We start from the raw sequence: 22,225 nt of genomic DNA, 5'->3' as shown, positions 1-22,225 counted from the left end.
AAGGCCGAAAGCTTCACTTCATTTGATGACGAAGGGAATGTTAGTGCATGCAAGGTAAAGTAAAATGGTTCAACGCAGAAAAAGGTTACGGTTTCATTGAAACTGAAGACGGCGGCGACGTATTCGTACATTTCTCCGCAATTCAATCCGAAGGATTCAAAACTTTGGAAGAAGGTCAATCCGTAGAATTCGACATCGTCGAAGGCGCGCGTGGACCGCAAGCAGCTAACGTAATCAAATTATAATCATCCGGACAATCCGACCTACATATATGGTTAGATGGTTACCAAATTGAATTATCGCTAGCATCAGACTCCGGTAGGTTCCGGGGTCTTTTTTTGTTCTAATAAATTCGAGATTTAAGGATCATTCAGGAAACAATATTCTTAAAAATTTAATAGATTTAAGAGATAGATTGAAGTTCATTTTACATAATAGATTGAGTATGCTCGAAATGGGTTAATTACATCATCAAGCGCCTAATAAGACATAGCATGTAAATTTGCGATTATGGCTGATTATGATGAAATATCGCGAAATATGGCGTTATGCCTACGTTGGCAGATGTGGCTTGAACAGATGTCATTATTCGGTCACCGTGAGTTTTTACATGGCGCTTACATTCGTGTTATAATGGAGTGGCAAAGGAAAAAGGAGGAGTGCCCTATGAATTTAAGTATTCGAGGTCAACAAATCGAGGTTACTGATGCTTTGAAGGATTATGTCGACAAAAAGTTGAGTAGACTCGAGAAGTATTTCGATGCACCCCTTAACTCTGACGGTGCTGTTACATTGAGCACGACGAGAGGCTTGCATACGGTAGAGGTGACGATCCCTTTGAAAGGCATTGTGCTCCGCGCTGAGGATGAGAGCGACGATATGTACGCATCCATTGACGCCGTGGTAGACAAGCTGGAACGTCAGATCCGCAAACATAAAACCAAAATTAACCGTAAGTTCCGCCAGGAAGGCAGCCTGAAAACACTCTTCGTTGAAGATCCAACAGGCACTGTAGCTACAGCTGAACTGGATGTGGACACGGATGAAGATGATCTGGAAGTTGTACGGACGAAACGCTTTATGTTGAAACCAATGGACGTGGAAGAGGCAATCCTCCAAATGAACATGGTTGGCCACAATTTCTTCGTATTCTCCAACATTGATAGTGAAGAAGTTAGCGTGGTTTACAAACGGAACGATGGTAAGTACGGGTTGATTGAACAAGGTTAATCTTAACGTACAGGATCATCGGATCGGACTTGCATATGAATATCTAAATTTCAATAATGAACACAGGAAAGGTAGTTTCCTGATTAGACTTAACAAGAGCTTCCATCCCTTAGGGGATGGGGCTCTTTTGTGCGTAAAGGGGCTGGGAAATGACCATTGGAAATAAAATGGTGAAACTATTCCCTATGCTGCTGCGTCTAATAGATAGTAAGAAGAAGCACAAACTGTGCAATGATACGACCAGATTCAGATGGTTACGAAAATATTCGTACACATGCATTCGAGAACTGGATATTGAGATTTCCATCCAAATTTACCATAAAAATTCGTTGGCAGGGCAGTCTACCGTGCAAAATCAAACATGGCAATCGATGGCTTCGGCTAACGACTATGATTTTTTGCACTTAAACTCGATTTGAGATCCTTCAGAAGTTCAAAGAAGTGTGCCGTGGCGTGTTGCGGCGACCCTTACAAACTGTTACAATTTATGCAAAGAGAATCATTGTCCTGATGGAGAATTGTCAACGAATGATCGCTAATCATAATCAATGACAGGCACAGCACCATGAACATGATTCGCAAGGCTCGGGCTTCGGCTAGTTTTTAATAACCGAATCCGTTTGAATACCGAATCAGCTTCATGAGGAACCCTTGGCAAGCCTGAAGTTGATTCATCCTATATTACTTTTTATATTGTTTGTCACCCCCGGGCAAGTGGATGCAACATCCATCCGATGGTGTCGCGTGGCGGCAACAGGGGGTCTATTCTGTTTTGCGCGAAAGGGGTATACCATGCTAGGACTTGTCAAAAAGATCTTCGGCGACATGAACGAACGTGATGTTAAACGTCTGATGAAGACGGTCGATGTGATCAATAAACTGGAACCACAATTTCAGGCGTTGTCTGATGAACAACTGAAAGGTAAAACGGACGAATACCGTGCTCGTATTGAAAAGGGAGAAACGACAGATGAACTTCTTCCAGAGGCATTTGCAACCGTACGTGAGGCATCACGCCGTGTACTGGGCAAACGTCACTACGATGTACAGATGCTGGGCGGTATCGCTCTGCATGAAGGCCGTATTTCCGAGATGAAAACGGGTGAAGGTAAAACGCTGGTAGGAACACTGCCGGTATATCTGAACGCATTGATGTCCAAAGGTGTACACGTGGTTACGGTCAATGACTATTTGGCACAGCGGGATAGCCAGGAAATGGGACAAATCTATGAATTCATGGGCATGACGGTAGGGGTTAACCTGAGCGGTATGGACCATGCTTTGAAGCAGCATGCTTATGCATGTGATATTACGTACGGAACGAACAACGAATTTGGCTTTGACTATCTGCGTGACAACATGGTGCTGTACAAAGAGCAAATGGTACAACGTCCATTGTTCTTCTGTATCATTGATGAAGTGGACTCCATCTTGGTCGATGAGGCGCGTACGCCACTCATTATCTCTGGACAAGCTCAGAAATCGACGGACATGTACTATTCAGCAGACCGTTTTGTGAAGCGACTTGTTCCTGAAGAAGACTTTACGGTAGACATCAAGGTGAAATCCGTAGCGTTGACTGAGGCGGGCGTAGCAAAAGCAGAGAAAGCATTTGGTATCGAGAACTTGTATGATCATGCCAACGTTACACTTAACCATCACATCGTACAGGGGTTGAAAGCCAACGTTATCATGCGTCGCGACGTGGATTATGTGGTGAGTGATGAGGAAGTCATGATCGTTGATGAATTCACAGGTCGTCTGATGTCTGGACGTCGTTACAGTGATGGATTGCACCAGGCGATTGAAGCCAAAGAGGGCATTGAAGTACAGAACGAGAGCATGACACTTGCTACAATTACATTCCAGAACTATTTCCGGATGTACCGTAAACTGGCGGGTATGACGGGTACAGCGAAAACCGAGGAAGAAGAGTTTAAAAAAATCTACGGTCTCGAAGTACTGCAAATTCCAACCAACCGTCCGAACAAACGGGATGACATGGCAGATGTCGTGTACAAGAGCATCGATGGCAAGTTCAATGCCGTTGTGGAAGAGATCGTGGCACGCCACAGTAAGAACCAGCCGATTCTGGTAGGTACAGTGTCCATCGAGAACTCGGAGCGCCTGTCTGACATGCTCAAACGCCGTGGTGTAAAACACCAGGTACTGAACGCCAAGTACCACGCTGAAGAAGCAGAGATCATCACAGGAGCTGGACAAGCGGGTGCAGTAACGATTGCAACCAACATGGCTGGACGGGGTACGGATATTATCTTGGGTGAAGGCGTAGCTGAAGTAGGAGGCCTTCATATCATCGGTACAGAGCGTCACGAATCACGCCGGATTGATAATCAGCTGCGTGGTCGTGCAGGACGTCAAGGTGACCCGGGTTCAACACAATTCTACCTGTCACTCGGTGATGAATTGATGAGACGTTTCGGTGCAGACAATGTATTGAACATGATGGAGCGCCTTGGTTTTGAAGAAGACCAACCGATCGAGAGCCGGATGATTACCCGTGCAGTAGAATCGGCGCAGAAACGTGTTGAGGGTAACAACTTTGACGTACGTAAAGTCGTTCTCCAATATGATGATGTAATGAACCAACAACGTGAAATTATATATAAACAGCGCCGCGAGGTACTGGAATCCGAGAATATCAAACAGATCGTTATGGATATGATCAAGCCATCCATTGAACGTATCGTTGGGGCACATTGCAGTGACGATATTCCGGAGAACTGGGAGCTACAGGAAGTTGCCGATTACATGAACAGCAAATTGCTGGATGACAATTCGGTAACGAAAGATGATCTGTGGGGCAAGGAAGCAGAAGAGATTATCGAGTACCTGTTTGAGAAAGTTCAGAACAAGTACAATGCACGTGAAGAGCGAATTGGCGAAGAGATGGTTCGTGAGTTCGAGAAAGTGGTTGTGCTCCGTGCAGTAGACAGCAAGTGGATGGATCATATTGATGCGATGGATCAGTTGCGTCAAGGTATCCACCTTCGTGCCTACGGTGGTACAGATCCACTGCGTGAGTACCAGTTCGAAGGCTTCGAGATGTTCCATCAGATGATTGCTTCGATTCAGGAAGAAGTAGCAACATATGTGATGAGAGCACAGATCGAGAGCAATCAGGAGCGTCAAGCGGTTGTTGAGGAAAGTCAGATCTCGACAAGCGGTGAGCCTGCTGAGAAACGTCCAGTGAAGGTTTCTGACCAAATCGGACGTAACGATCCATGCCCATGCGGTAGTGGCAAGAAGTTCAAACACTGCCACGGTCAAGAGTAGTTAAAGGTTTTTTCTATACACGAATGACATGAACGGCTCCTCGCAGCCGGGTGTTCCATAGGATGAAGTGAAGGATGCAAAACCGGTTAATGGTGCATAGTTATAATAATATGACCATAATCACGGAGAAGAGATATACTGATACACCAGTAATCTCAACACCAGGGTGGCGCATCAGATACTTGATCTGGAGGAATGCCCTGGATGCGGGGAGCTTATCTTAATGAAAAGAGGAATTGCACATGATCGATCCAAACGTGAAGCATGACCTGCGTGAAATAGGCAAGAAACTAACAAACCTTAGGGGGTCTCTTTGACTTAGATCTGAAGCAAGAGATGATCGGGAACTTCGAAGTGAAGATGTCTGCCCCGGATTTCTGGGACGACAGTGACAAGGCACAATCCGTAATCGCTGAGCTAAACGCAGTAAAGGGATCTGTGGATCAATACACCAAACTTCAACAAGATTATGATGATGCGGTGATGATGATAGAACTGGCCGATGAAGAAGGCGACGATGACTTGGCTAGCGAGATTGGCAACAGTATTACAGCGATCGTGAACAAGGTTGCAGAGTTCGAACTTCAACTGCTTCTGAATCAACCGTACGACAAAATGAATGCGATTCTGGAGCTTCACCCGGGTGCGGGTGGTACCGAGTCTCAAGACTGGGGACAGATGTTGCTCCGGATGTATACACGTTGGTCCGAAAAGCGTGGTTTCAAGGTTGAGGTATTGGATTATCTGCCAGGTGATGAGGCTGGGATCAAGAGTGTTACGTTGTCGATCAAAGGACATAACGCTTATGGTTATCTGAAAGCCGAGAAGGGTGTACACCGATTGGTGCGGATCTCTCCTTTTGACTCATCGGGCCGTAGACATACGTCCTTCGTATCCTGTGATGTGGTACCGGAGATTGATGATACGATTGAATTGGACATCCGCACAGAGGATCTCAAGATCGATACGTATCGGGCAAGTGGCGCGGGTGGACAGCATATCAATACCACCGACTCTGCCGTGCGGATTACTCACCTTCCGTCAGGTGTGGTTGTAACGTGTCAGAATGAGCGTTCACAGATCAAGAACCGTGAGCGTGCGATGACGATGCTCCGTTCGAAATTGTATGAGCGTAAAATTGAAGAGCAAAAACAACAGCTGGATGAAATCCGAGGAGATCAATCGGATATTTCATGGGGTAGCCAGATTCGCTCCTATGTGTTCCATCCCTATAGTATGGTAAAGGATCACCGTACAAGTGTAGAGACTGGAAACACAGGAGCAGTAATGGACGGCGACCTCGATGCATTCATCGATGGTTATTTGCGCAGCCAGATTAAAGTGGAAACCGACTAATATAAGTTCCTGTATGGACCCATACGTGTAGGCGTATGCTGGTGTGTACAGGAGCTTTTTTTGAGTTTACAGACAAAAGGAGAGCAAGATGACATGCAACAACGATCACAACTTCACAATAACCGCAAAAAGAGGATAACTAGCCTTATTCCACTCAATGGCCCATGGAGGAACGTAGTGGATACGGTATCCATCATTGTAGGTTCGTTTTTAATCGCAGTGGCCTTTAATTTATTTTTATTACCGAATCAGATCGCTTCGGGTGGGGTGTCCGGGTTATCCATCCTGGGCAAAGAGTGGCTCAATCTGGAGCCGGCATACACCCAGTGGGCGATTAACATTCCACTCCTGATCGCAGGTTTCCTGCTCATTGGGAAGCAGTACGGTGTTCGTTCAGTACTGGGAAGTATTGTCCTGCCACTGTTAGTCTATCTTACGAAAGATTGGGCGATTCCAACAACGAATCCGTTACTTGGTTCACTATATGGGGGAATTGGAGTCGGTCTTGGGATCGGAATTGTATATCGAGGTAGAGGATCAACAGGTGGCATGAGCATCCTTGCCAGAATCGTGCAGAAGTACAGTGGACTTAGTTACTCTCTCTGTGTTGTGATTATGGATGCCACTGTTATTATTATGGCTGCTTTTGTATTGTCATTGGAACAGTCTCTCTATGCGCTGATTGGGTTGTATGTTACTGGTAAAGTGATCGATGCCGTTGAGATGGGGTTAGGCTTTTCCAAGGTGGCTTATATTATCTCCAACCAGACGGAAGCGATTAGCAAAGTGATTCTGGATGACTTGGATCGTGGATTAACGAAACTGGAAGCCAAAGGCGGTTACACCGACGATCAACGAACAGTACTGATGGTAGTGGTTGGGCAAAATGAGGTTCCTAGACTCAAAGCGTTGATCCGGTCTGTTGACCCGGGAGCTTTTGTTATTATCAGTAACGCGCACGAAGTGCTCGGCGAAGGCTTTAAGCGGGGAGAACATGTGTGACAACGTAAGAAAATAGCGAGTGAGCCGTGTAGGCTCATAAGTTTGGAAGTTCAAGACAAGTAAAAAACAGGCACATCCTTCTCCGAAATGGCGGGAGAGGATGTGCCTGTTTTTTTACTATTACAGAATCGGAGACAGCAGACGGGAAATTGCTTCTTTGAAGCGGATGATCAGACTGCGTTTCTTGTACTCCTCAAGCGTCATCTCTCGCGATACATGCAGGTCGTGCTCAAAGGTATGTACAAGTGCTGTCGCAATCGTCTCATCGTACATAAAAGCATTAACCTCAAAGTTCAACCGGAAACTGCGGTAGTCAATATTGGCGGTTCCCACGGATGCAACCAAGCTGTCAATGATAAGCGTTTTGGCATGAATGAAACCATTGTCGTATATAAATACTTTTGCGCCAACCTTTAACAACTCACCAATATAAGATAGCGTAGCCCAATATACAAAGGCGTGGTCGGGTTTATTTGGAATCATGATGCGAACATCAATGCCGGACAGACACGCGAGACGAATAGCTTCGAATACACTGGCATCCGGGATAAAATAAGGCGTTTGAATCAGGATCGATTGTTTGGCCCCGTTAATCATCTTGAGATAACTGTTCTTGATATGTTCGATCTCTGCATCCGGTCCACTGGAGACAATCTGCATGGCAATCTTTCCTGTGCCCTCGATATGAGGGAAATGCGCGGGAACATAGGGTGTGTCGTGTTGCTTGGACGCTTCATTCCAATCCAGGAGAAAACGGGTCTGCAGCGCATGAACGGCGTTCCCTTGAATACGCAGATGTGTGTCACGCCAGTAACCGAATTTCGAGTTCAAGCCAAGATACTCATCTCCAACATTAAACCCGCCCGTGTATCCAAGGTTACCATCGATGATGACAATCTTCCGGTGGTTCCGGTAGTTCATACGCAAGTTGATCAGACTGAATTTGGATGGGAAAAAGACTTCAACCAAACCGCCTGCTTCGCGCAATTCTTTAAAAAAGCGTTTTGATATACGGCGTGATCCGAGCGCGTCATACAGTAATCGGACTTTGATGCCTTCCCGCGCTTTGCGGATGAGTGTATCTCGAATTCTTTTGCCCAGACGGTCGCCTCTATAAATGTAGTATTGAACGTGCACGTGATCCTGAGCCGCTTCGATGTCGTCCAGGAGTCGCTGAAATTTGTCCGTTCCGTCCGTAATAATCTCGACTGCATTATCCTCGGTTAACAGAGCGCCGTTCTGCTTCAGATTCATATAGATCATATCCTGACTGCTCTCGGTGGCCTGGTTGCGGAAAGGTGTACGGTTATCTTGCAACTGCGCAAGCTGGTTCTCGATACGTTCCTCAAGCCCGAGTTTCTTGCGTTCTTTCCACTGGAAAAGCCGATATCGGGTCAGGTTCTGACCAGTTAAAAGATAAAGTACAAACCCAAATACCGGAATAAAGTTCAAGACGAGCAGCCAAGCCCAGGAAGCGCTAGCATCCTTCCGTTCGAAGAAAACGACTGCTGCGGCAAAAATAATATTCAGGCCCAGGAGTACAATAAGTAAAATGGATTCGATATGCACTATAGTCCCCCACGTCTCATAATGACCATCATGAATCTATTCATATGTCCTTGATTAGCAGGTTAGTTATGAATGAGACCCTGATTGTAATGTTTCCTACTAATACGTATTTTAACAGATGTATACCTATTCGTCCCGGATGTTAGAAAGATATGTCGGAATGGATGGAAATCCATGTGAAATTGATGATAGAGTGTTGTATTTATATAACCATAGTCGTATAATAATACACAAATATGCATATAAGCGACGGAATTGCTGTGTTCGATCTTATTAAGGGATCGGCATAGCACAAGTAGCGCATACATCGAGATTGGGGGAGCGAGAGTGAATAACAAATTAAAAGTGGCAATCGTCGGTTCCACCGGCTACGGCGGGGTGGAGCTGATTCGTTTTTTCCAGAACCATCCGCTGGTTGAAATCACATCGGTGATCTCATCATCGAGCAGTGGTGAGTCCATCGCAGATGGGTTTCCGCATTTGACGGACGTGATTCACAGGCCACTCGACGGCGTCGATTCAGCTGAAATTGCGAGTCGTGCGGATCTGGTATTCACAGCGACCCCGTCCGGCGTAAGTGCAAAGCTCGTACCAAGCCTGCTGGCAGCAGGGCTTAAGGTCATTGATCTGTCTGGTGATTTCAGACTGAAAGATGGGGCAGTGTACGAAGAGTGGTATAAACATCCGGCGCCCCCAGCGGATTTGCTGGAACAGGCGGTATATGGCATGGCTGAGGTGTATGGCGAAGAAGTGAAGGGACAGAATTTTATATCCAACCCGGGCTGTTATCCAACGGCTACACTTCTCGGACTGATTCCTGCAGTAGAGGCAGGCTGGATTGATCCATCCACCATTATCATTGATGCCAAATCAGGCGTATCCGGTGCAGGACGGGGAACTCATCTGTCGTACCATTATGCAGAGATGAACGAGAATTTCAAAGCCTATAAACTCAACAAACATCAACATATACCTGAGATTGAGCAAGTACTCGGCAATATAACGGGAACGCCTGTTACGGTTACCTTTACAACACATCTGGTGCCAATGACACGTGGAATCATGAGTACAATGTATGCAAGTCTCGTTGGGGAACACAGTGACCGAGAGATCGTGGATTTGTACCGCAAATATTATGAAAATAAACCTTTCGTACGTGTACGTGAACCGGGCATCTGGCCTTCGACCAAGGAAGTGTATGGATCCAACTATTGTGATATCGGATTTGCGGTGGATCCTCGCACAGGGCGTTTGACGATTATTTCAGTCATCGACAACCTGGTGAAGGGTGCTTCCGGGCAAGCGATTCAAAATATGAACCTGATGATGGGATGGGAGGAGAACCTCGGGCTGAACATGACACCGGTATATCCATAAGGAATGGAATTCATGAGGGTACTGGAACATTCGATGTAAAAGTGCATTCTCGGAGTCACTTAGGGAGATCGGACCAGGTTAAGCAGGCGATCATCAGCATATAGCTGAACGCATACGGGGGATATGATATGGGAACGAATGTGGAGCAACAGACTTTTACCGTGGTTGAGAATGGAACAATTGTAACTCCTGCGGGATTCACTACGGGTGGACTTCACTGCGGGTTGAAAAAAACATCTCGCAATGACATTGGAGCGATCCGCTGTGATGTACCAGCTACAGCTGCAGCTGTGTATACAACGAATGTGTTTCAGGCGGCGCCACTCAAAGTAACGCGCGAAAGCTTGAGCAATGGACGCCTTCAAGCTGTTATCGTTAATAGCGGCAATGCCAATGCATGTACAGGGCAACAAGGTGAAGAAGATGCTTATGCAATGCGTTCAGCCGCTGCACGTGAGTTGGGTGTGGCAGAAGAGGACGTTGCTGTGGCTTCTACGGGTGTCATTGGGGAATTGCTCAAAATGGATGCTGTGCATTCAGGCATCAAGGCGCTTCCGGAGCAACTGGGCAAGGAGTCGAATGAAGCGGAGCAATTTTCACAAGCGATTCTGACAACGGATTTGGTGAAAAAGGAAGCCTGCGTCTCCGTTATGGTTAACGGCAAGACGGTTACGATTGCGGGTGCCGCCAAAGGCTCGGGTATGATTCATCCGAATATGGCGACTATGCTCGCTTTCATGACCTCTGACGCGGTCATTGGTGCAGAAGCGTTGCAGCGCCTGCTGCGGCAGGCAACGAATCATACATTCAACATGATTACCGTCGATGGTGATACGAGTACGAACGACATGTTGGTAGCCATGTCCAGTGGATATGCAGGCAATGAAGAGCTGACGATGGATCACCCGGATTGGGACGCATTTGCAGCCGGATTCACCTATGTGTGCCAAGTGCTGGCCAAAGCCATTGCTCGCGATGGCGAAGGAGCAACCAAACTGGTTGAGGTAGAAGTTACAGGTGCGGTAAGTGATGAGTCCGCCCAAGCGATTGCCAAAACCGTCATCGGTTCCAGTCTGGTAAAATCCGCCATGTTCGGCGCGGACGCCAACTGGGGACGGATTATTGCAGCCGTAGGACGTGCAGGACAGCCGGTGAATCCGGATACGGTGGATATCCGTTTGGGAGAGATCTCGGTACTCGCGCAGTCCCGCCCAGTCGTATTCGACGAAGAAGTGGCACTGGCGTATTTGCAGACTGATACAGTTCGCATTGTGGTGGATCTGCACCACGGCGAAGGAACGGCTACAGCCTGGGGCTGTGACCTGACGTATGACTACGTACGAATTAACGCGGCATACCGCACGTAATAAGAATTATTACTTTTACACGGTACGGAGAATGCAGCTTTCCTAAGAGAAGCTGCTTCGTAAAATATGTTGAAAATTATATATAAGATTTAAACTCATCCTTTGTGTTTGACAACTGGCGAAGGCAGTGGAGGAGTCGGAATCGATTCTGTAGAAGCGAAGCGTGCGCCTTTGTCTCCGGGTTTTCCCTTTAAAAAGGGAATCAAAAAAACCTGGAGACAACAGCGATCAAAAGAACGATCCGGATCTGTAACGTTCAGCCGCTTTCAGTCAAGCATCTATTAAGTGTTAAATCTGTTTTTAAAAAAATGAACGAAAGGAGCTTGCCCTCATGAATTCAACATTGCCAAATGATAGTTCCGCGACGGAAGCGGGCACTGAGAAGCATATGTTTGTCATGAAATGTGGAGGCAGTACGCTTGCAGCATTGCCAGAATCGTTCTTTGCGGATTTGCGTGATTTGCAGTCTCAAGGTACGCAGCCAGTTATCGTACATGGTGGAGGTCCTGCAATCTCGGATAACCTGGCGAAGCTTGGTATCGAAACCGAATTCGTTAACGGCCTACGCAAGACGACTGAACCTGTGCTGGACGTAGTAGAGATGGTCCTGGCAGGCAGCATCAACAAGCAGATCGTGCGTTTGATTCAACGTGTTGGTGGTCATGCACTAGGCGTATCCGGCGTGGACGGTGGTCTGATTCAGGCGAAGCCCGTATCGAACCACGCAGAGATCGGTTGGGTAGGCGATGTCACTGGTGTGAACGCAGAGATGATCCAAGGCATCGTGAACATGGGGTACATGCCGGTTATTGCACCAGTTGGTGTAGACGCAACTGGACAACGCTATAACATCAACGCAGATACAGCTGCGGGTGCAGTAGCGTCTCATCTCGGAGTCAGACGTATGATTGTTGTGACTGACGTTCCTGGCATCATGAAGAACGTAGGCGGCGAGAAAAAAGTACTGCCATCCGTATCTGTACAAGAGATTGAGGACATGATCCAGACCGGAGAAATCTATGGTGGCATGATTCCCAAAGTGCGTGCTGCAATCGCATGTATCCATGGTCAAGTACGTGAGGTCGTCATCGTAGATGGCAGCGAACCTCAAATCCTGAGCCGTGTGCTAGGTGGAGAAATCATCGGAACAAGAATTATCCGTATGCAGTAATTTGCTCTCGATGCGCTAGGTTCTTAATAGCCTTATATTATATATAAAAATATGTGCACGATTTTTGTGAATCTGGGCATAACGCGATAACGAAGAGTGCAAAGCCAATCTGAAGAAAAAAAGCAAGAACGGAGAGGGCAGAAATAACCTGAAGAAGCGGAGCTAAAAGCTTTCTGAAAGAAAGCTACTTCGTAAGCATCATCTCGCCTTTATCCCCGGATTTCTACATTTAAACAATTAATCAAAGAAATTTGGGGATAACAGTGATCGGAAGGTTGTTCTGTCATCGAAGTGGAAGTATGCATACGTTCGGAAGATGGACGGCAATCGAAGTGGTTTAGTGTTATGTTTAATTCACCTTAGGCGTGCACCAACCAATAAGGAGTGATATGGTGATGGCAAAAGGCAACGAACAGCCAGGTTCTGGCACAGCGGTAGCGGGCGCAACAGCAACAGGTGCAGCGGCGCAGACGGAAAGCTCGCTTTTCCAAACGTATGCACGTTATCCAATCAGTCTGGTTAAAGGTAAAGGCAGCTGGTTATGGGATGACCAGGGCAATCGCTATCTCGATTTCATGTGCGGACTCGCTGTAACTAGTCTGGGCCATGCACCGGAGAAAGTCGGAGCTAAGCTGAAAGCTCAGATTGATGAGTTGTGGCATGTGTCCAACCTATTCCAGATTCCGGGCCAAGAGAAAGCAGCAGCATTGTTGACAGCCAATACATGCGCTGACGCGGTGTTCTTCTGTAACAGTGGTGCCGAAGCGAACGAAGCAGCTATCAAAGTTGCCCGTCGTTATCACCAGAAGGTGAAAGGCACGGATCGGTATGAAGTAATTACCTTTGCCCAGTCCTTCCATGGACGGACGCTCGCAACACTGACAGCAACCGGACAGGATAAGGTGAAAGAAGGATTTTTGCCATTGCCAGCCGGATTTGTAACTGTACCTTTGCATGATATTCCTGCACTGGAAGCGGCAATTGGACCTAATACGGCAGCTATTATGCTGGAGATGGTTCAAGCCGAGGGTGGTGTATATCCGGTCGAACCGGAATTCGTCAAACATGTACGGAGATTGTGTGACGAGCACGGGTTGCTGCTGATTGTCGACGAAGTACAGACTGGAATGGGACGTACAGGCAAACTGTTTGCGCACGAGCACTACGGCATTGAGCCAGATGTGTTCACTGTTGCCAAAGGCATCGGCAGTGGTTTCCCTGTGGGAGCGATGCTGGGTAAAGGCTTCTTGCGGGATGCGTTCACGCCAGGCAGTCATGCGACAACATTTGGCGGAACACCGCTCGCTTCGTCCGTTGTCATTGCGACAATTGAAACGATGCTGGAAGATCGTTTGCCAGAGCGTGCAGCGGAGATGGGTGAATACCTGATGAACTCCCTGCGGAATCGTTTGGCGGGTAATTCCTTTGTGAAGGAAGTTCGTGGCCTGGGATTGCTGGTCGGCATCGAATGTGCTGAGCCGGTAGGCGATATTGTACTTGCTGGGCAAAAACGCGGTATTCTGTTTGTCTCCGCAGGACCGAATGTGATTCGCTTGCTTCCGAACCTGTACGTGAGCAAAGAAGAGATCGACGAGGCGGTATCCTTGGTAGCCACATTGATCGAAGAGCACGTAGCGGCGAAAGCCTAACATAAAATGAGAACCTTTCTGTCTCGGGGCCATTACCGGCCTCGAAGCAGAATGAGATGATGAATCCCTGTAGCCGCGCGGTGAACTTGCGGAAGATAAACTTGAGAAGCACTAAGACAAGATGAGAATACTGCTCTCTCTTCTGCCCATGCGGGTGCAGGGAACCGGAAATAAGGAGGACGTTATAGATGACAGCACAACAGACGGAAAAGATTCAAAAGATTGATCTGAGAGGCCGGGACTTTATCGAATTCACGGACTACACAGCCGAGGAGATTCGTTATCTGCTTGATCTCGCGATTGAGATTAAAGGCAAGCAAAAAAGCGGTGTGCCCTTTCAACCATTGAAAGGCAAAACGATCGGACTTATTTTTGAAAAATCATCCACACGTACACGTGTATCCTTTGAAGTGGGCATGTTCCAATTGGGTGGACACGCACTTTTCCTGAGCAAAAATGATATCCAGCTGGGTCGCGGGGAAACAACACATGATACTGCCAAAGTATTGTCCCGCTACCTGGACGGCATCATGATCCGTACCTTTGGACACCATAATGTAACTGAACTGGCAGAGCATGCTGATGTTCCAGTCATTAACGGCCTGAGCGATGCGGCGCATCCTTGCCAGGTACTGGCGGACTTCCAAACGGTGCTGGAGCACAAAGGCAAGCTGGCAGGTCTGAAAATGGCCTACATCGGAGATGGCAACAATATGGCGCACTCCCTGATGCTTGGTGCAGCGAAGATGGGTATGCATGTTGCTGTAGCAACGCCAGAAGGCTATGAGCCGGATAGCGCAGTTGTGAAGCAGGCGCGCATTATAGCACAGGAGAGCGGTTCTGAAGTGACTGTAACGTACAGTGCACAGGAAGCAGCCAAAGATGCAGATATCGTGTATACGGATGTATGGGCAAGCATGGGATTTGAGGAAGAGCAAAAGATTCGTGAGCAGGCATTTGCGGCATATCAAGTGGACGAGAAACTGATGAAAGGCGCGAAGCCGGACTACATGTTCTTGCACTGTCTGCCAGCACACCGCGGCGAAGAAGTGAGTGCTGGTGTAATTGACGGACCGAACTCTCTGATCTTTGATCAGGCGGAGAATCGCTTGCATGCACAGAAAGCATTAATGGCTGCATTAATGAGCGAATAGATGCTGTTTGTCTTTATGGGTTGATTTTAGGCGCAGATTTCGCGATGATAGATTCATCTATAATGTAATTTAAAAAGTTAATTAAACAAGAAGCATACACAAAAACGGAGAGACAGAAAAAGCCTGAAGAAGCGAAGTGTTCACCTTTATCCCCGGATTTTACCCTTTGTCATAAAAGGGATGAAAAAATCTGGGGATAACAGTGATCGGAAGGGTTTTCTGGCTCGTAGGATTCAGTGTATGAAGGCTCTGTTTAACTTAACTGATCTTGGGGAGGACCACCACACATGGCTAAGGAAAAAATTGTACTCGCGTATTCAGGCGGGTTGGACACATCTGTAATTTTGAAATGGTTGAAAGAAACGTATGATGCAGAGATTATCGCATTCACAGCGGATATTGGACAAAAGGATGAATTGGACGGTTTGGAGGAAAAAGCACTGGCAACAGGCGCTTCCAAAGTATACATCGACGATCTGCGCGATGAATTCGCTAAAGATTTCATCTACCCGATGTTCCAGGCTGGTGCCCTCTATGAAGGACAATACCTGCTCGGTACAAGTATCGCTCGCCCACTGATCGCTAAACGCATGGTGGATATCGCTCGTGCAGAAGGCGCTACAGCCATCGCTCACGGCGCTACAGGTAAAGGAAATGACCAAGTTCGGTTTGAATTGAACGCGGCTGCACTGACACCAGACATTAACGTAATTGCACCTTGGCGTTTGGAAGAATTCCGTAACCAGTTCCCGGGACGTGCCGAGATGATCGCTTACGCTGAGAAACATGGTATTCCGGTAACCGCATCTGCGGCTAAACCGTACTCGACAGACCGTAACCTGTTGCATATCAGCTATGAGAGCGGTGTGCTCGAAGATCCTTGGTTCGATCCTAGTGCTGACGAGAACAAAGACATGTTCCTGCTGAGCAGTGCACCTGAAGATGCACCAGATCAAGCAGAATATGTTGAACTGGAGTTCGAACAAGGCGACTGTGTTGCACTGAACGGTGAGCGCTTGAGCCCACTGCAAGTGATGGAGCAACTGAACGAGCTGGGTGGCAAACATGGTATTGGCCGTGTAGATATGGTCGAGAACCGTTTTGTTGGTATGAAGAGTCGTGGCGTATACGAGACACCAGGTGGAACAATTTTGTTCACAGCACATCGCAAAATGGAATCGATCACGATGGACCGTGAAGTGATGAACCTGCGTGATAGCCTGATCACACGTTATAGCACACTGGTATACAACGGATTCTGGTTCGCACCGGAACGTCTGGCGCTGCAAGCGCTGGTGACTGAAAGCCAGAAGAACGTTACAGGTACGGTTCGTGTGAAACTGTATAAAGGCAACATCATCGGCGCAGGCGTGAAAAGTCCTGTCAGCCTCTACAATCCGGACATCGCAACGATGGAAGCTGATCCAACGCAAGCCTACGATCAAGGCGATGCAACAGGCTTTATCCGCCTGAATGCACTGCGTTTGAAAGTAAACTCTGGCGTGGAGCAAAACAAGAACTAATTTTAACCTGCATCATAGAGCTACACCAATATAAATGATAAGGCAGGCCGTTCTTGCACATCTGGCAGGAGCGGCTTTGTCCATGAGCGAAAGGGGAGTACTCACCGTGAGCAAGCTGTGGGGAGGACGTTTTACGAAACAAACCAATCATTTGGTTGAGGAATATACGGCATCGATCAATTTTGACAAAGCTTTGGCTGAAGAAGACATTCAGGGCAGTCTGGCCCATGTGACGATGCTGGGCAAATGCGGCATTCTTCCGGCTGAAGATGTAGAGACCATCAAAGAAGGTCTGATCACCGTTTTGCATAAAATCCGTGCGGGTGAAGTGGAATTCTCCGTATCGGACGAAGACATCCACATGAATATTGAGAAAAACCTGATCGAGACGATTGGCCCTGTAGGCGGTAAATTACATACAGGCCGTAGCCGGAACGATCAAGTTGCAACGGATATGCACTTGTACCTGCGCGAGCGCGTGGTTGGATTTGTGGGCATGTTGCATTCCTTGCAGGAAGCACTGATCGGACAAGCGAAAGATAACCTCGATACGATTGTACCGGGTTATACGCATCTTCAGCGGGCACAGCCGATCCTGTTCGCCCATCATCTGATGGCGTATGTATCCATGTTCCAACGGGATGCGGAGCGTCTGATGGACAGCTATAAACGCATTAACATCCTGCCACTGGGCGCAGGTGCCCTTGCGGGTACAACATTCCCGATTGACCGTCATTTTGTGGCGGAACAACTGGGCTTCGATGGCGTGTATGAGAACAGTCTGGACGCAGTAAGCGACCGTGACTTTATCGTTGAGTTCCTGGCAGCCGCTTCCCTCATCATGACTCACTTGTCCCGTTTGAGCGAAGAGTTGGTACTGTGGAGCAGCACGGAGTTTGGTTTTGTTGAACTGGATGACGCATTCTGCACAGGCAGCAGCATCATGCCACAGAAGAAAAACCCAGATGTTCCTGAACTCGTTCGTGGTAAAACAGGACGTGTGTACGGCAACCTGATCGGATTGCTGACAGTACTGAAATCTCTTCCACTGGCTTATAACAAGGATATGCAGGAAGACAAAGAAGGCATGTTCGACACGGTAGCGACGCTGGAGGGTGCGCTGCAACTGTTCGCTCCAATGATCGCGACAATGACAGTGAACAAAGATCGGATGCGTCAAGCGGTCAACCAGGATTTTTCCAACGCTACGGATATTGCCGATTTCCTCGTAGGCGAAGGCTTGCCTTTCCGTCAGGCGCATGAAGTGATTGGTAAAACGGTGCTGTACTGCATCCAGAACAGCAAGTATTTACTGGATCTGACGATTGATGAATTCCGTCAATTCTCACCACTGTTTGATGACCGGATCTATGACGTGCTTCAACCGGAAGCGGTAGTGAACGCTCGTAATGTTTACGGCGGAACGGCTGCAGGTCAGGTTGCTGATGCCATTGGACGCAGTGAGAAGGTACTGGAGATTACTGAGCAATGGATTACAAACCGCGGTTAATACCACCGCTATTATAGGTATCCTTACAGATACGACAGTACAACAAAGAAGCAGGCCAGAGAACTTCGTTCTCAACGGCCTGCTTTTTCTGTATTACAGCGATCTAGATACATTCAATTCAAACAGCAAGCGGAACGTTGTTCTGTCATTGGAGTATCAGTCTTCATTATCCGCAGTAGCTCTCAATGCTCCACTAGTCCCGCTTGGGCAAAGGCAACCATCTCAATACATCCTGAATCTTCGCATCCCAATAACCCCAGTCATGCCCACCTGGTTCTTCCTCGTACGTCAGTTCGAAATCCGTCTGTTCACAGGCTTGACGGAAGGTTTGATTATCCTCATACAGGAAATCTTCCGTTCCGCAACATTGGTAGAGCAGAGGCCGCTGGCCTTGGCTTTCTTTTAACAGATGAATCAGATCATTCTCAGTGCCAGCCACTTGCGGTCCAAAAATCCGTTGTAACTCAGTCTGTTGCAATGCTGAGGATGCGTTTCTATCCATATGTGCAGACATATCGAGTGCTCCAGACAAACTGGCAGCTGCAGCATATTGATCCGGTTTACGAAGGGCCAGCTTAAACGCGCCATAGCCACCCATGGATAATCCTGCAACGAAATTGTCCTCCCGTTGATCTGACAGCGGGAAGAAAGAACGAGCAAGTGCGGGCAGTTCTTCACTGATAAAGCTCCAGTAACGTCCGCCTTCTACCATATCTGTATAGAAGCTGCGATGTACCTGTGGCATAACAACAGCGATCCCGAGGTTGGCCACATAACGTTCGATGGAAGTCCGGCGCAGCCAGATGGAATCATCATCAGACAGACCGTGCAACAGGTACAGGGTTGGGTGCAGTCCTTTGCCGGTCACATTCTCCATGCCGATCTGATTGTGGGTTTGTTGCGGTAGAATGACATGCATGCTGGTACTTAATCCAAGCGTATCGGAGTAAAAATCACATTTAATTAGTGCCATGAGTATAAGAAACCCCTTTCATAAGTTCGTTAACCACGTGTTCTGACATGAGACGATGGGATGAAGTTCGGATGTCTAGAACTCCAAAGTGTTTATATGTAACAGGTTATACGCATTGCTCTTCCATTGCAATAACAAGATCAGTTTACAGCGTAACAATGTTATGTTACACTGATTTCAATATAAAGGGGGACCATATATGACGGATGATTTGATCTCCAAAAAAGAACTGCTGGACCTGACAGGGATCTCGTACGGCCAGTTATACCGCTGGAAGCGGAAAAATCTCATTCCAGAAGAATGGTTCATTCGGAAGTCGTCCTATACCGGACAAGAGACCTTTTTTCCTAAACAGCAGATATTGCTTCGTATTGATAAGATTCTCAACATGAAAGACGGATTGTCACTGGATGAACTGGCAGACGTGTTCTCACCTACATTGGGCGAAGTGGAGATGTCTACTTCACAACTATTAGAGCGAAACATTGTTTCACAAACCTCACTGGATCTGTTACAAGAAGCAGGTCGGGAACAACCGCAATATGCTTTGGAGCAGATTATGATGCTGTATGTTCTAGATAAGTTGTTAATGAGTGGAGACATTACGCGGCAAGAGGGTGAGTTGCTGATCGATGTCATGTCTGAACATTATTATCGTTTCACAGGCAAACCCAGCGAACTGGTGCTTACCCGTAAGATGGGTATCCCATCATTCATGCTGGTGACAGCAGGAACGGAGTTTTATTTTGACAATGGTGTGAAGGTGGTTCTTAGGCAGCCCATGGGAACATTTATGGAGGAATTAAAACTCAAATTGGGATAAGGAGAGGGTCATCTATGGTAGAGCGAAATAAGCGAAATGATCTGAACGTAGCGGGCATAAGTCAAACGGCAGGCGGGGAGTTTCACCGTGTATCTATTGATGGCATGGCTAAGGTGAACGGTAACCTGGACTGCACCTCTATGGAAGTGAATGGAACATTGAAGATGCACGGTGCTTTGAGCTCCGAGAGTGCAACGATTAACGGGATGTGCACTGTACGTGGAAGAGTGGATGGGGAGCGCATTGATATTGGCGGCGTGATCGATATTGAGGGCGATGTGCAATGCGAGTCCCTGAATGTACAGGGTAATATGAAGATCAGCGGCTTTCTAAATGCAGGAACGGTGGAAATCAGGCTTTATACCTCTTCTTCGGCCAAAGAGATTGGCGGAGAGCGTATTGATATTCGTCGTAAGGAACAACAGAATGGGTTCTGGAAAAGTATTGGCCTGGGCGGTACGCCTTCATTTACCCTGACAGAGCGAGCGCAAAGCAATCGGTCTTTGGACTGATTAACGCAGACTTCCTTTCGGATATACTAATGCAGTCATATGAATAGAGCGTGAATGGAGAGATTGAGTACAATGGTTGCACGTAAAAACAGTATTGGATTGGTGCTGGCAGGGTTACTGCTCAGCATACTCATGGCCTCGATGGATAATACCATCGTGGCAACAGCTATGGGGGATATTGTCGGGAAACTGGGCGGGCTCGACAAGTTCGTCTGGGTGACCTCCGCGTACATGGTGGCTGAGATGGCCGGAATGCCGATCTTCGGTAAGCTATCAGATATGTATGGCCGGAAGAAGTTTTTTGTATTTGGTATTATTGTATTTATGCTTGGCTCGGCGCTGTGCGGAACGGCAACGTCTATTGTGGAATTGACGATGTACAGAGCGATTCAAGGTATTGGTGCAGGTGCCCTTGTGCCGATTGCGTTTACAATTATGTTTGATGTTGTTGCACCAGAATCACGCGGCAAATTGGGTGGATTGTTTGGAGCCGTCTTTGGGCTGTCCAGCGTATTTGGACCCCTGCTCGGTGCTTACATTACCCAGTATGCGACATGGGAATGGGTATTTTATATCAACTTGCCACTCGGCTTGATTGCATTTGTGTTTATCGCATTCTTCTACAAGGAGTCTCATCAGCATCAATCTCAACAGATCGACTGGCTGGGTGCTGTAACGCTGATCGGTGCTGTTGTGTGCCTGATCTTTGGCCTGGAACTGGGCGGCAAGACGTTTGCCTGGGGTTCCTGGCAGATTCTTGGCTTGTTTGCCGGATTTGTAGCACTAGCGCTGCTTTTCCTGTTTGCAGAAACGAGAGCCAAGGAACCGATTATCTCTTTCGGCATGTTCCGCAACCGGGTCTACTGGTCCAGTAACGTTATTGGTATGTTCAGTGGTGCGGCGTTCATTACAGCATCCGTGTACATTCCGATCTTCATACAGGGAGTACTTGGTGGTAAAGCGACCAACTCCGGTCTCGTACTTTTGCCCATGATGCTGGGGTCTGTTGTGACCGCGTCCTTGGGCGGGGTGTTGATGACCAAAATCAAGTATCGCAATATCATGATCCCTACGTTGGCCTTGCTTGTCATTGGACTTGGATTGCTGACTACGCTGGATGAGAATTCTTCCCTTTGGACGATACGCATATACATGGTGATGGTTGGTCTTGGTGTCGGTGCCTCGTTCTCCGTACTTAGCAATGCAGCCATGAATGCGTTTGAACCGCAAAGACGCGGAGCAGCAAGCTCCACACTTAACTTTTTGCGGTCACTCGGTATGACAATGGGCATTACGATCTTTGGTATCGTACAGAGTCAGGTATTTACACGCAAAATGAATGATGCCCTCGCCGGTTCAGCTGCTGAAGCAGGCGGTATGCCTCAGGGAGTGAATCTGACCGATCCACATGCGTTGCTCTCACCAGAACTCAGACAGGCGATTCCGCCTCAGGTGCTGGATACCATCACACATGCACTGTCTTCTTCCATCGTGCAGTTATTTGCCTGGGCAACGATCCCGGCTGCCCTCGCATTGATTGCGTCCTTCTTCATGGGGAAAGAGAAGATGGTCGTAGGGGAAGAGCAGGGCGAATACACAGGAGGTCACTGATCCTTTATTTAGCAAACTGTAAGTTACGGTACAGCGGCTAATCGTAGTTTATTACAACTCGAATAACCTATCTTCTATCTTAAACCATAAATAGACACACT

The 22,225-nt window shown here is 47.6% G+C and carries 17 protein-coding genes; 15 read left to right on the top strand and 2 right to left on the bottom strand.

The features are described 5' to 3' along the window. The first annotated feature begins 47 nt into the window (after positions 1 to 47). The 5 genes from AC4G47_RS27530 to AC4G47_RS27510 all read left to right on the top strand — a co-directional run bounded on the left by AC4G47_RS27530 (position 48) and on the right by AC4G47_RS27510 (position 6,885). The gene (locus AC4G47_RS27530) at positions 48 to 245 is read left to right on the top strand and encodes a cold shock domain-containing protein (protein ID WP_024631599.1); all 198 of its coding nucleotides are present in this window, start codon (positions 48 to 50) and stop codon (positions 243 to 245) included. Positions 246 to 666: 421 nt separating this feature from the next. Beyond that, positions 667 to 1,230 (top strand): ribosome hibernation-promoting factor, HPF/YfiA family, encoded by a 564-nt coding sequence (hpf, locus tag AC4G47_RS27525; RefSeq protein ID WP_491103700.1) that lies wholly within the window; start codon positions 667 to 669, stop codon positions 1,228 to 1,230. 792 nt (positions 1,231 to 2,022) lie between these two features. After that, positions 2,023 to 4,527: a preprotein translocase subunit SecA gene (gene secA, locus AC4G47_RS27520; protein ID WP_458124292.1), complete on the top strand. Its 2,505-nt coding sequence runs from the start codon at positions 2,023 to 2,025 to the stop codon at positions 4,525 to 4,527. Positions 4,528 to 4,769: 242 nt separating this feature from the next. Then, positions 4,770 to 5,883 (top strand): peptide chain release factor 2 gene (gene prfB / locus AC4G47_RS27515; RefSeq protein ID WP_491103698.1). Its coding sequence is split into 2 segments (ribosomal slippage): positions 4,770 to 4,841 and positions 4,843 to 5,883, totalling 1,113 coding nucleotides; the frame shifts between segments, so codons are not numbered across the junction. A gap of 93 nt (positions 5,884 to 5,976) precedes the next feature. Further along, the gene (locus tag AC4G47_RS27510; RefSeq protein WP_145324344.1) at positions 5,977 to 6,885 is read left to right on the top strand and encodes a YitT family protein; all 909 of its coding nucleotides are present in this window, start codon (positions 5,977 to 5,979) and stop codon (positions 6,883 to 6,885) included. Positions 6,886 to 7,005: 120 nt separating this feature from the next. On the opposite strand, the gene cls is transcribed toward AC4G47_RS27510, so the two are convergent. Then, complete coding sequence (cls, locus tag AC4G47_RS27505) at positions 7,006 to 8,454, bottom strand: cardiolipin synthase (RefSeq protein WP_491103697.1); 1,449 nt, start codon at positions 8,452 to 8,454, stop codon at positions 7,006 to 7,008. 327 nt (positions 8,455 to 8,781) lie between these two features. Between cls and argC the strand changes: the two genes are divergently transcribed. From argC to argH, 7 genes are all read left to right on the top strand, one after another. Further along, positions 8,782 to 9,831 (top strand): N-acetyl-gamma-glutamyl-phosphate reductase, encoded by a 1,050-nt coding sequence (gene argC / locus AC4G47_RS27500; RefSeq protein ID WP_491103696.1) that lies wholly within the window; start codon positions 8,782 to 8,784, stop codon positions 9,829 to 9,831. Between the two features lie 128 nt (positions 9,832 to 9,959). Further along, on the top strand, positions 9,960 to 11,198 hold the full coding sequence (gene argJ, locus AC4G47_RS27495) for a bifunctional glutamate N-acetyltransferase/amino-acid acetyltransferase ArgJ (protein WP_491103695.1): 1,239 nt from the start codon (positions 9,960 to 9,962) through the stop codon (positions 11,196 to 11,198). 331 nt (positions 11,199 to 11,529) lie between these two features. After that, positions 11,530 to 12,369 (top strand): acetylglutamate kinase, encoded by an 840-nt coding sequence (gene argB, locus AC4G47_RS27490; RefSeq protein ID WP_491103694.1) that lies wholly within the window; start codon positions 11,530 to 11,532, stop codon positions 12,367 to 12,369. Positions 12,370 to 12,764: 395 nt separating this feature from the next. Continuing rightward, the gene (locus AC4G47_RS27485) at positions 12,765 to 14,018 is read left to right on the top strand and encodes an aspartate aminotransferase family protein (protein WP_491103693.1); all 1,254 of its coding nucleotides are present in this window, start codon (positions 12,765 to 12,767) and stop codon (positions 14,016 to 14,018) included. Between the two features lie 188 nt (positions 14,019 to 14,206). Continuing rightward, a complete protein-coding gene (argF, locus tag AC4G47_RS27480; protein ID WP_491103691.1) occupies positions 14,207 to 15,172 on the top strand; it encodes an ornithine carbamoyltransferase in 966 nt (321 codons plus the stop codon). 287 nt (positions 15,173 to 15,459) lie between these two features. Next, a complete protein-coding gene (locus AC4G47_RS27475; protein ID WP_017692004.1) occupies positions 15,460 to 16,695 on the top strand; it encodes an argininosuccinate synthase in 1,236 nt (411 codons plus the stop codon). A gap of 106 nt (positions 16,696 to 16,801) precedes the next feature. Beyond that, positions 16,802 to 18,205 carry an argininosuccinate lyase gene (argH, locus tag AC4G47_RS27470; RefSeq protein WP_491106811.1) on the top strand — a complete coding sequence of 468 codons (1,404 nt, stop codon included), beginning with the start codon at positions 16,802 to 16,804 and terminating at the stop codon, positions 18,203 to 18,205. A gap of 193 nt (positions 18,206 to 18,398) precedes the next feature. Here the strand turns inward: argH and AC4G47_RS27465 are convergent, their stop codons facing one another. Further along, a complete protein-coding gene (locus AC4G47_RS27465; protein ID WP_491103689.1) occupies positions 18,399 to 19,178 on the bottom strand; it encodes an alpha/beta hydrolase in 780 nt (259 codons plus the stop codon). Positions 19,179 to 19,377: 199 nt separating this feature from the next. Between AC4G47_RS27465 and AC4G47_RS27460 the strand changes: the two genes are divergently transcribed. From AC4G47_RS27460 to AC4G47_RS27450, 3 genes are all read left to right on the top strand, one after another. After that, positions 19,378 to 20,001: a YhbD family protein gene (locus AC4G47_RS27460; protein ID WP_491103688.1), complete on the top strand. Its 624-nt coding sequence runs from the start codon at positions 19,378 to 19,380 to the stop codon at positions 19,999 to 20,001. Between the two features lie 14 nt (positions 20,002 to 20,015). Next, positions 20,016 to 20,513 (top strand): polymer-forming cytoskeletal protein, encoded by a 498-nt coding sequence (locus AC4G47_RS27455; protein WP_491103686.1) that lies wholly within the window; start codon positions 20,016 to 20,018, stop codon positions 20,511 to 20,513. 72 nt (positions 20,514 to 20,585) lie between these two features. Continuing rightward, the gene (locus AC4G47_RS27450; RefSeq protein WP_491103685.1) at positions 20,586 to 22,124 is read left to right on the top strand and encodes an MFS transporter; all 1,539 of its coding nucleotides are present in this window, start codon (positions 20,586 to 20,588) and stop codon (positions 22,122 to 22,124) included. Positions 22,125 to 22,225 lie beyond the last annotated feature (101 nt).

The sequence above is a fragment of the Paenibacillus sp. Negev47 genome (assembly GCF_058313655.1).
Note: the sequence above shows the minus strand (reverse complement) of the source record. Positions and strands in the feature narration are given on the sequence as shown.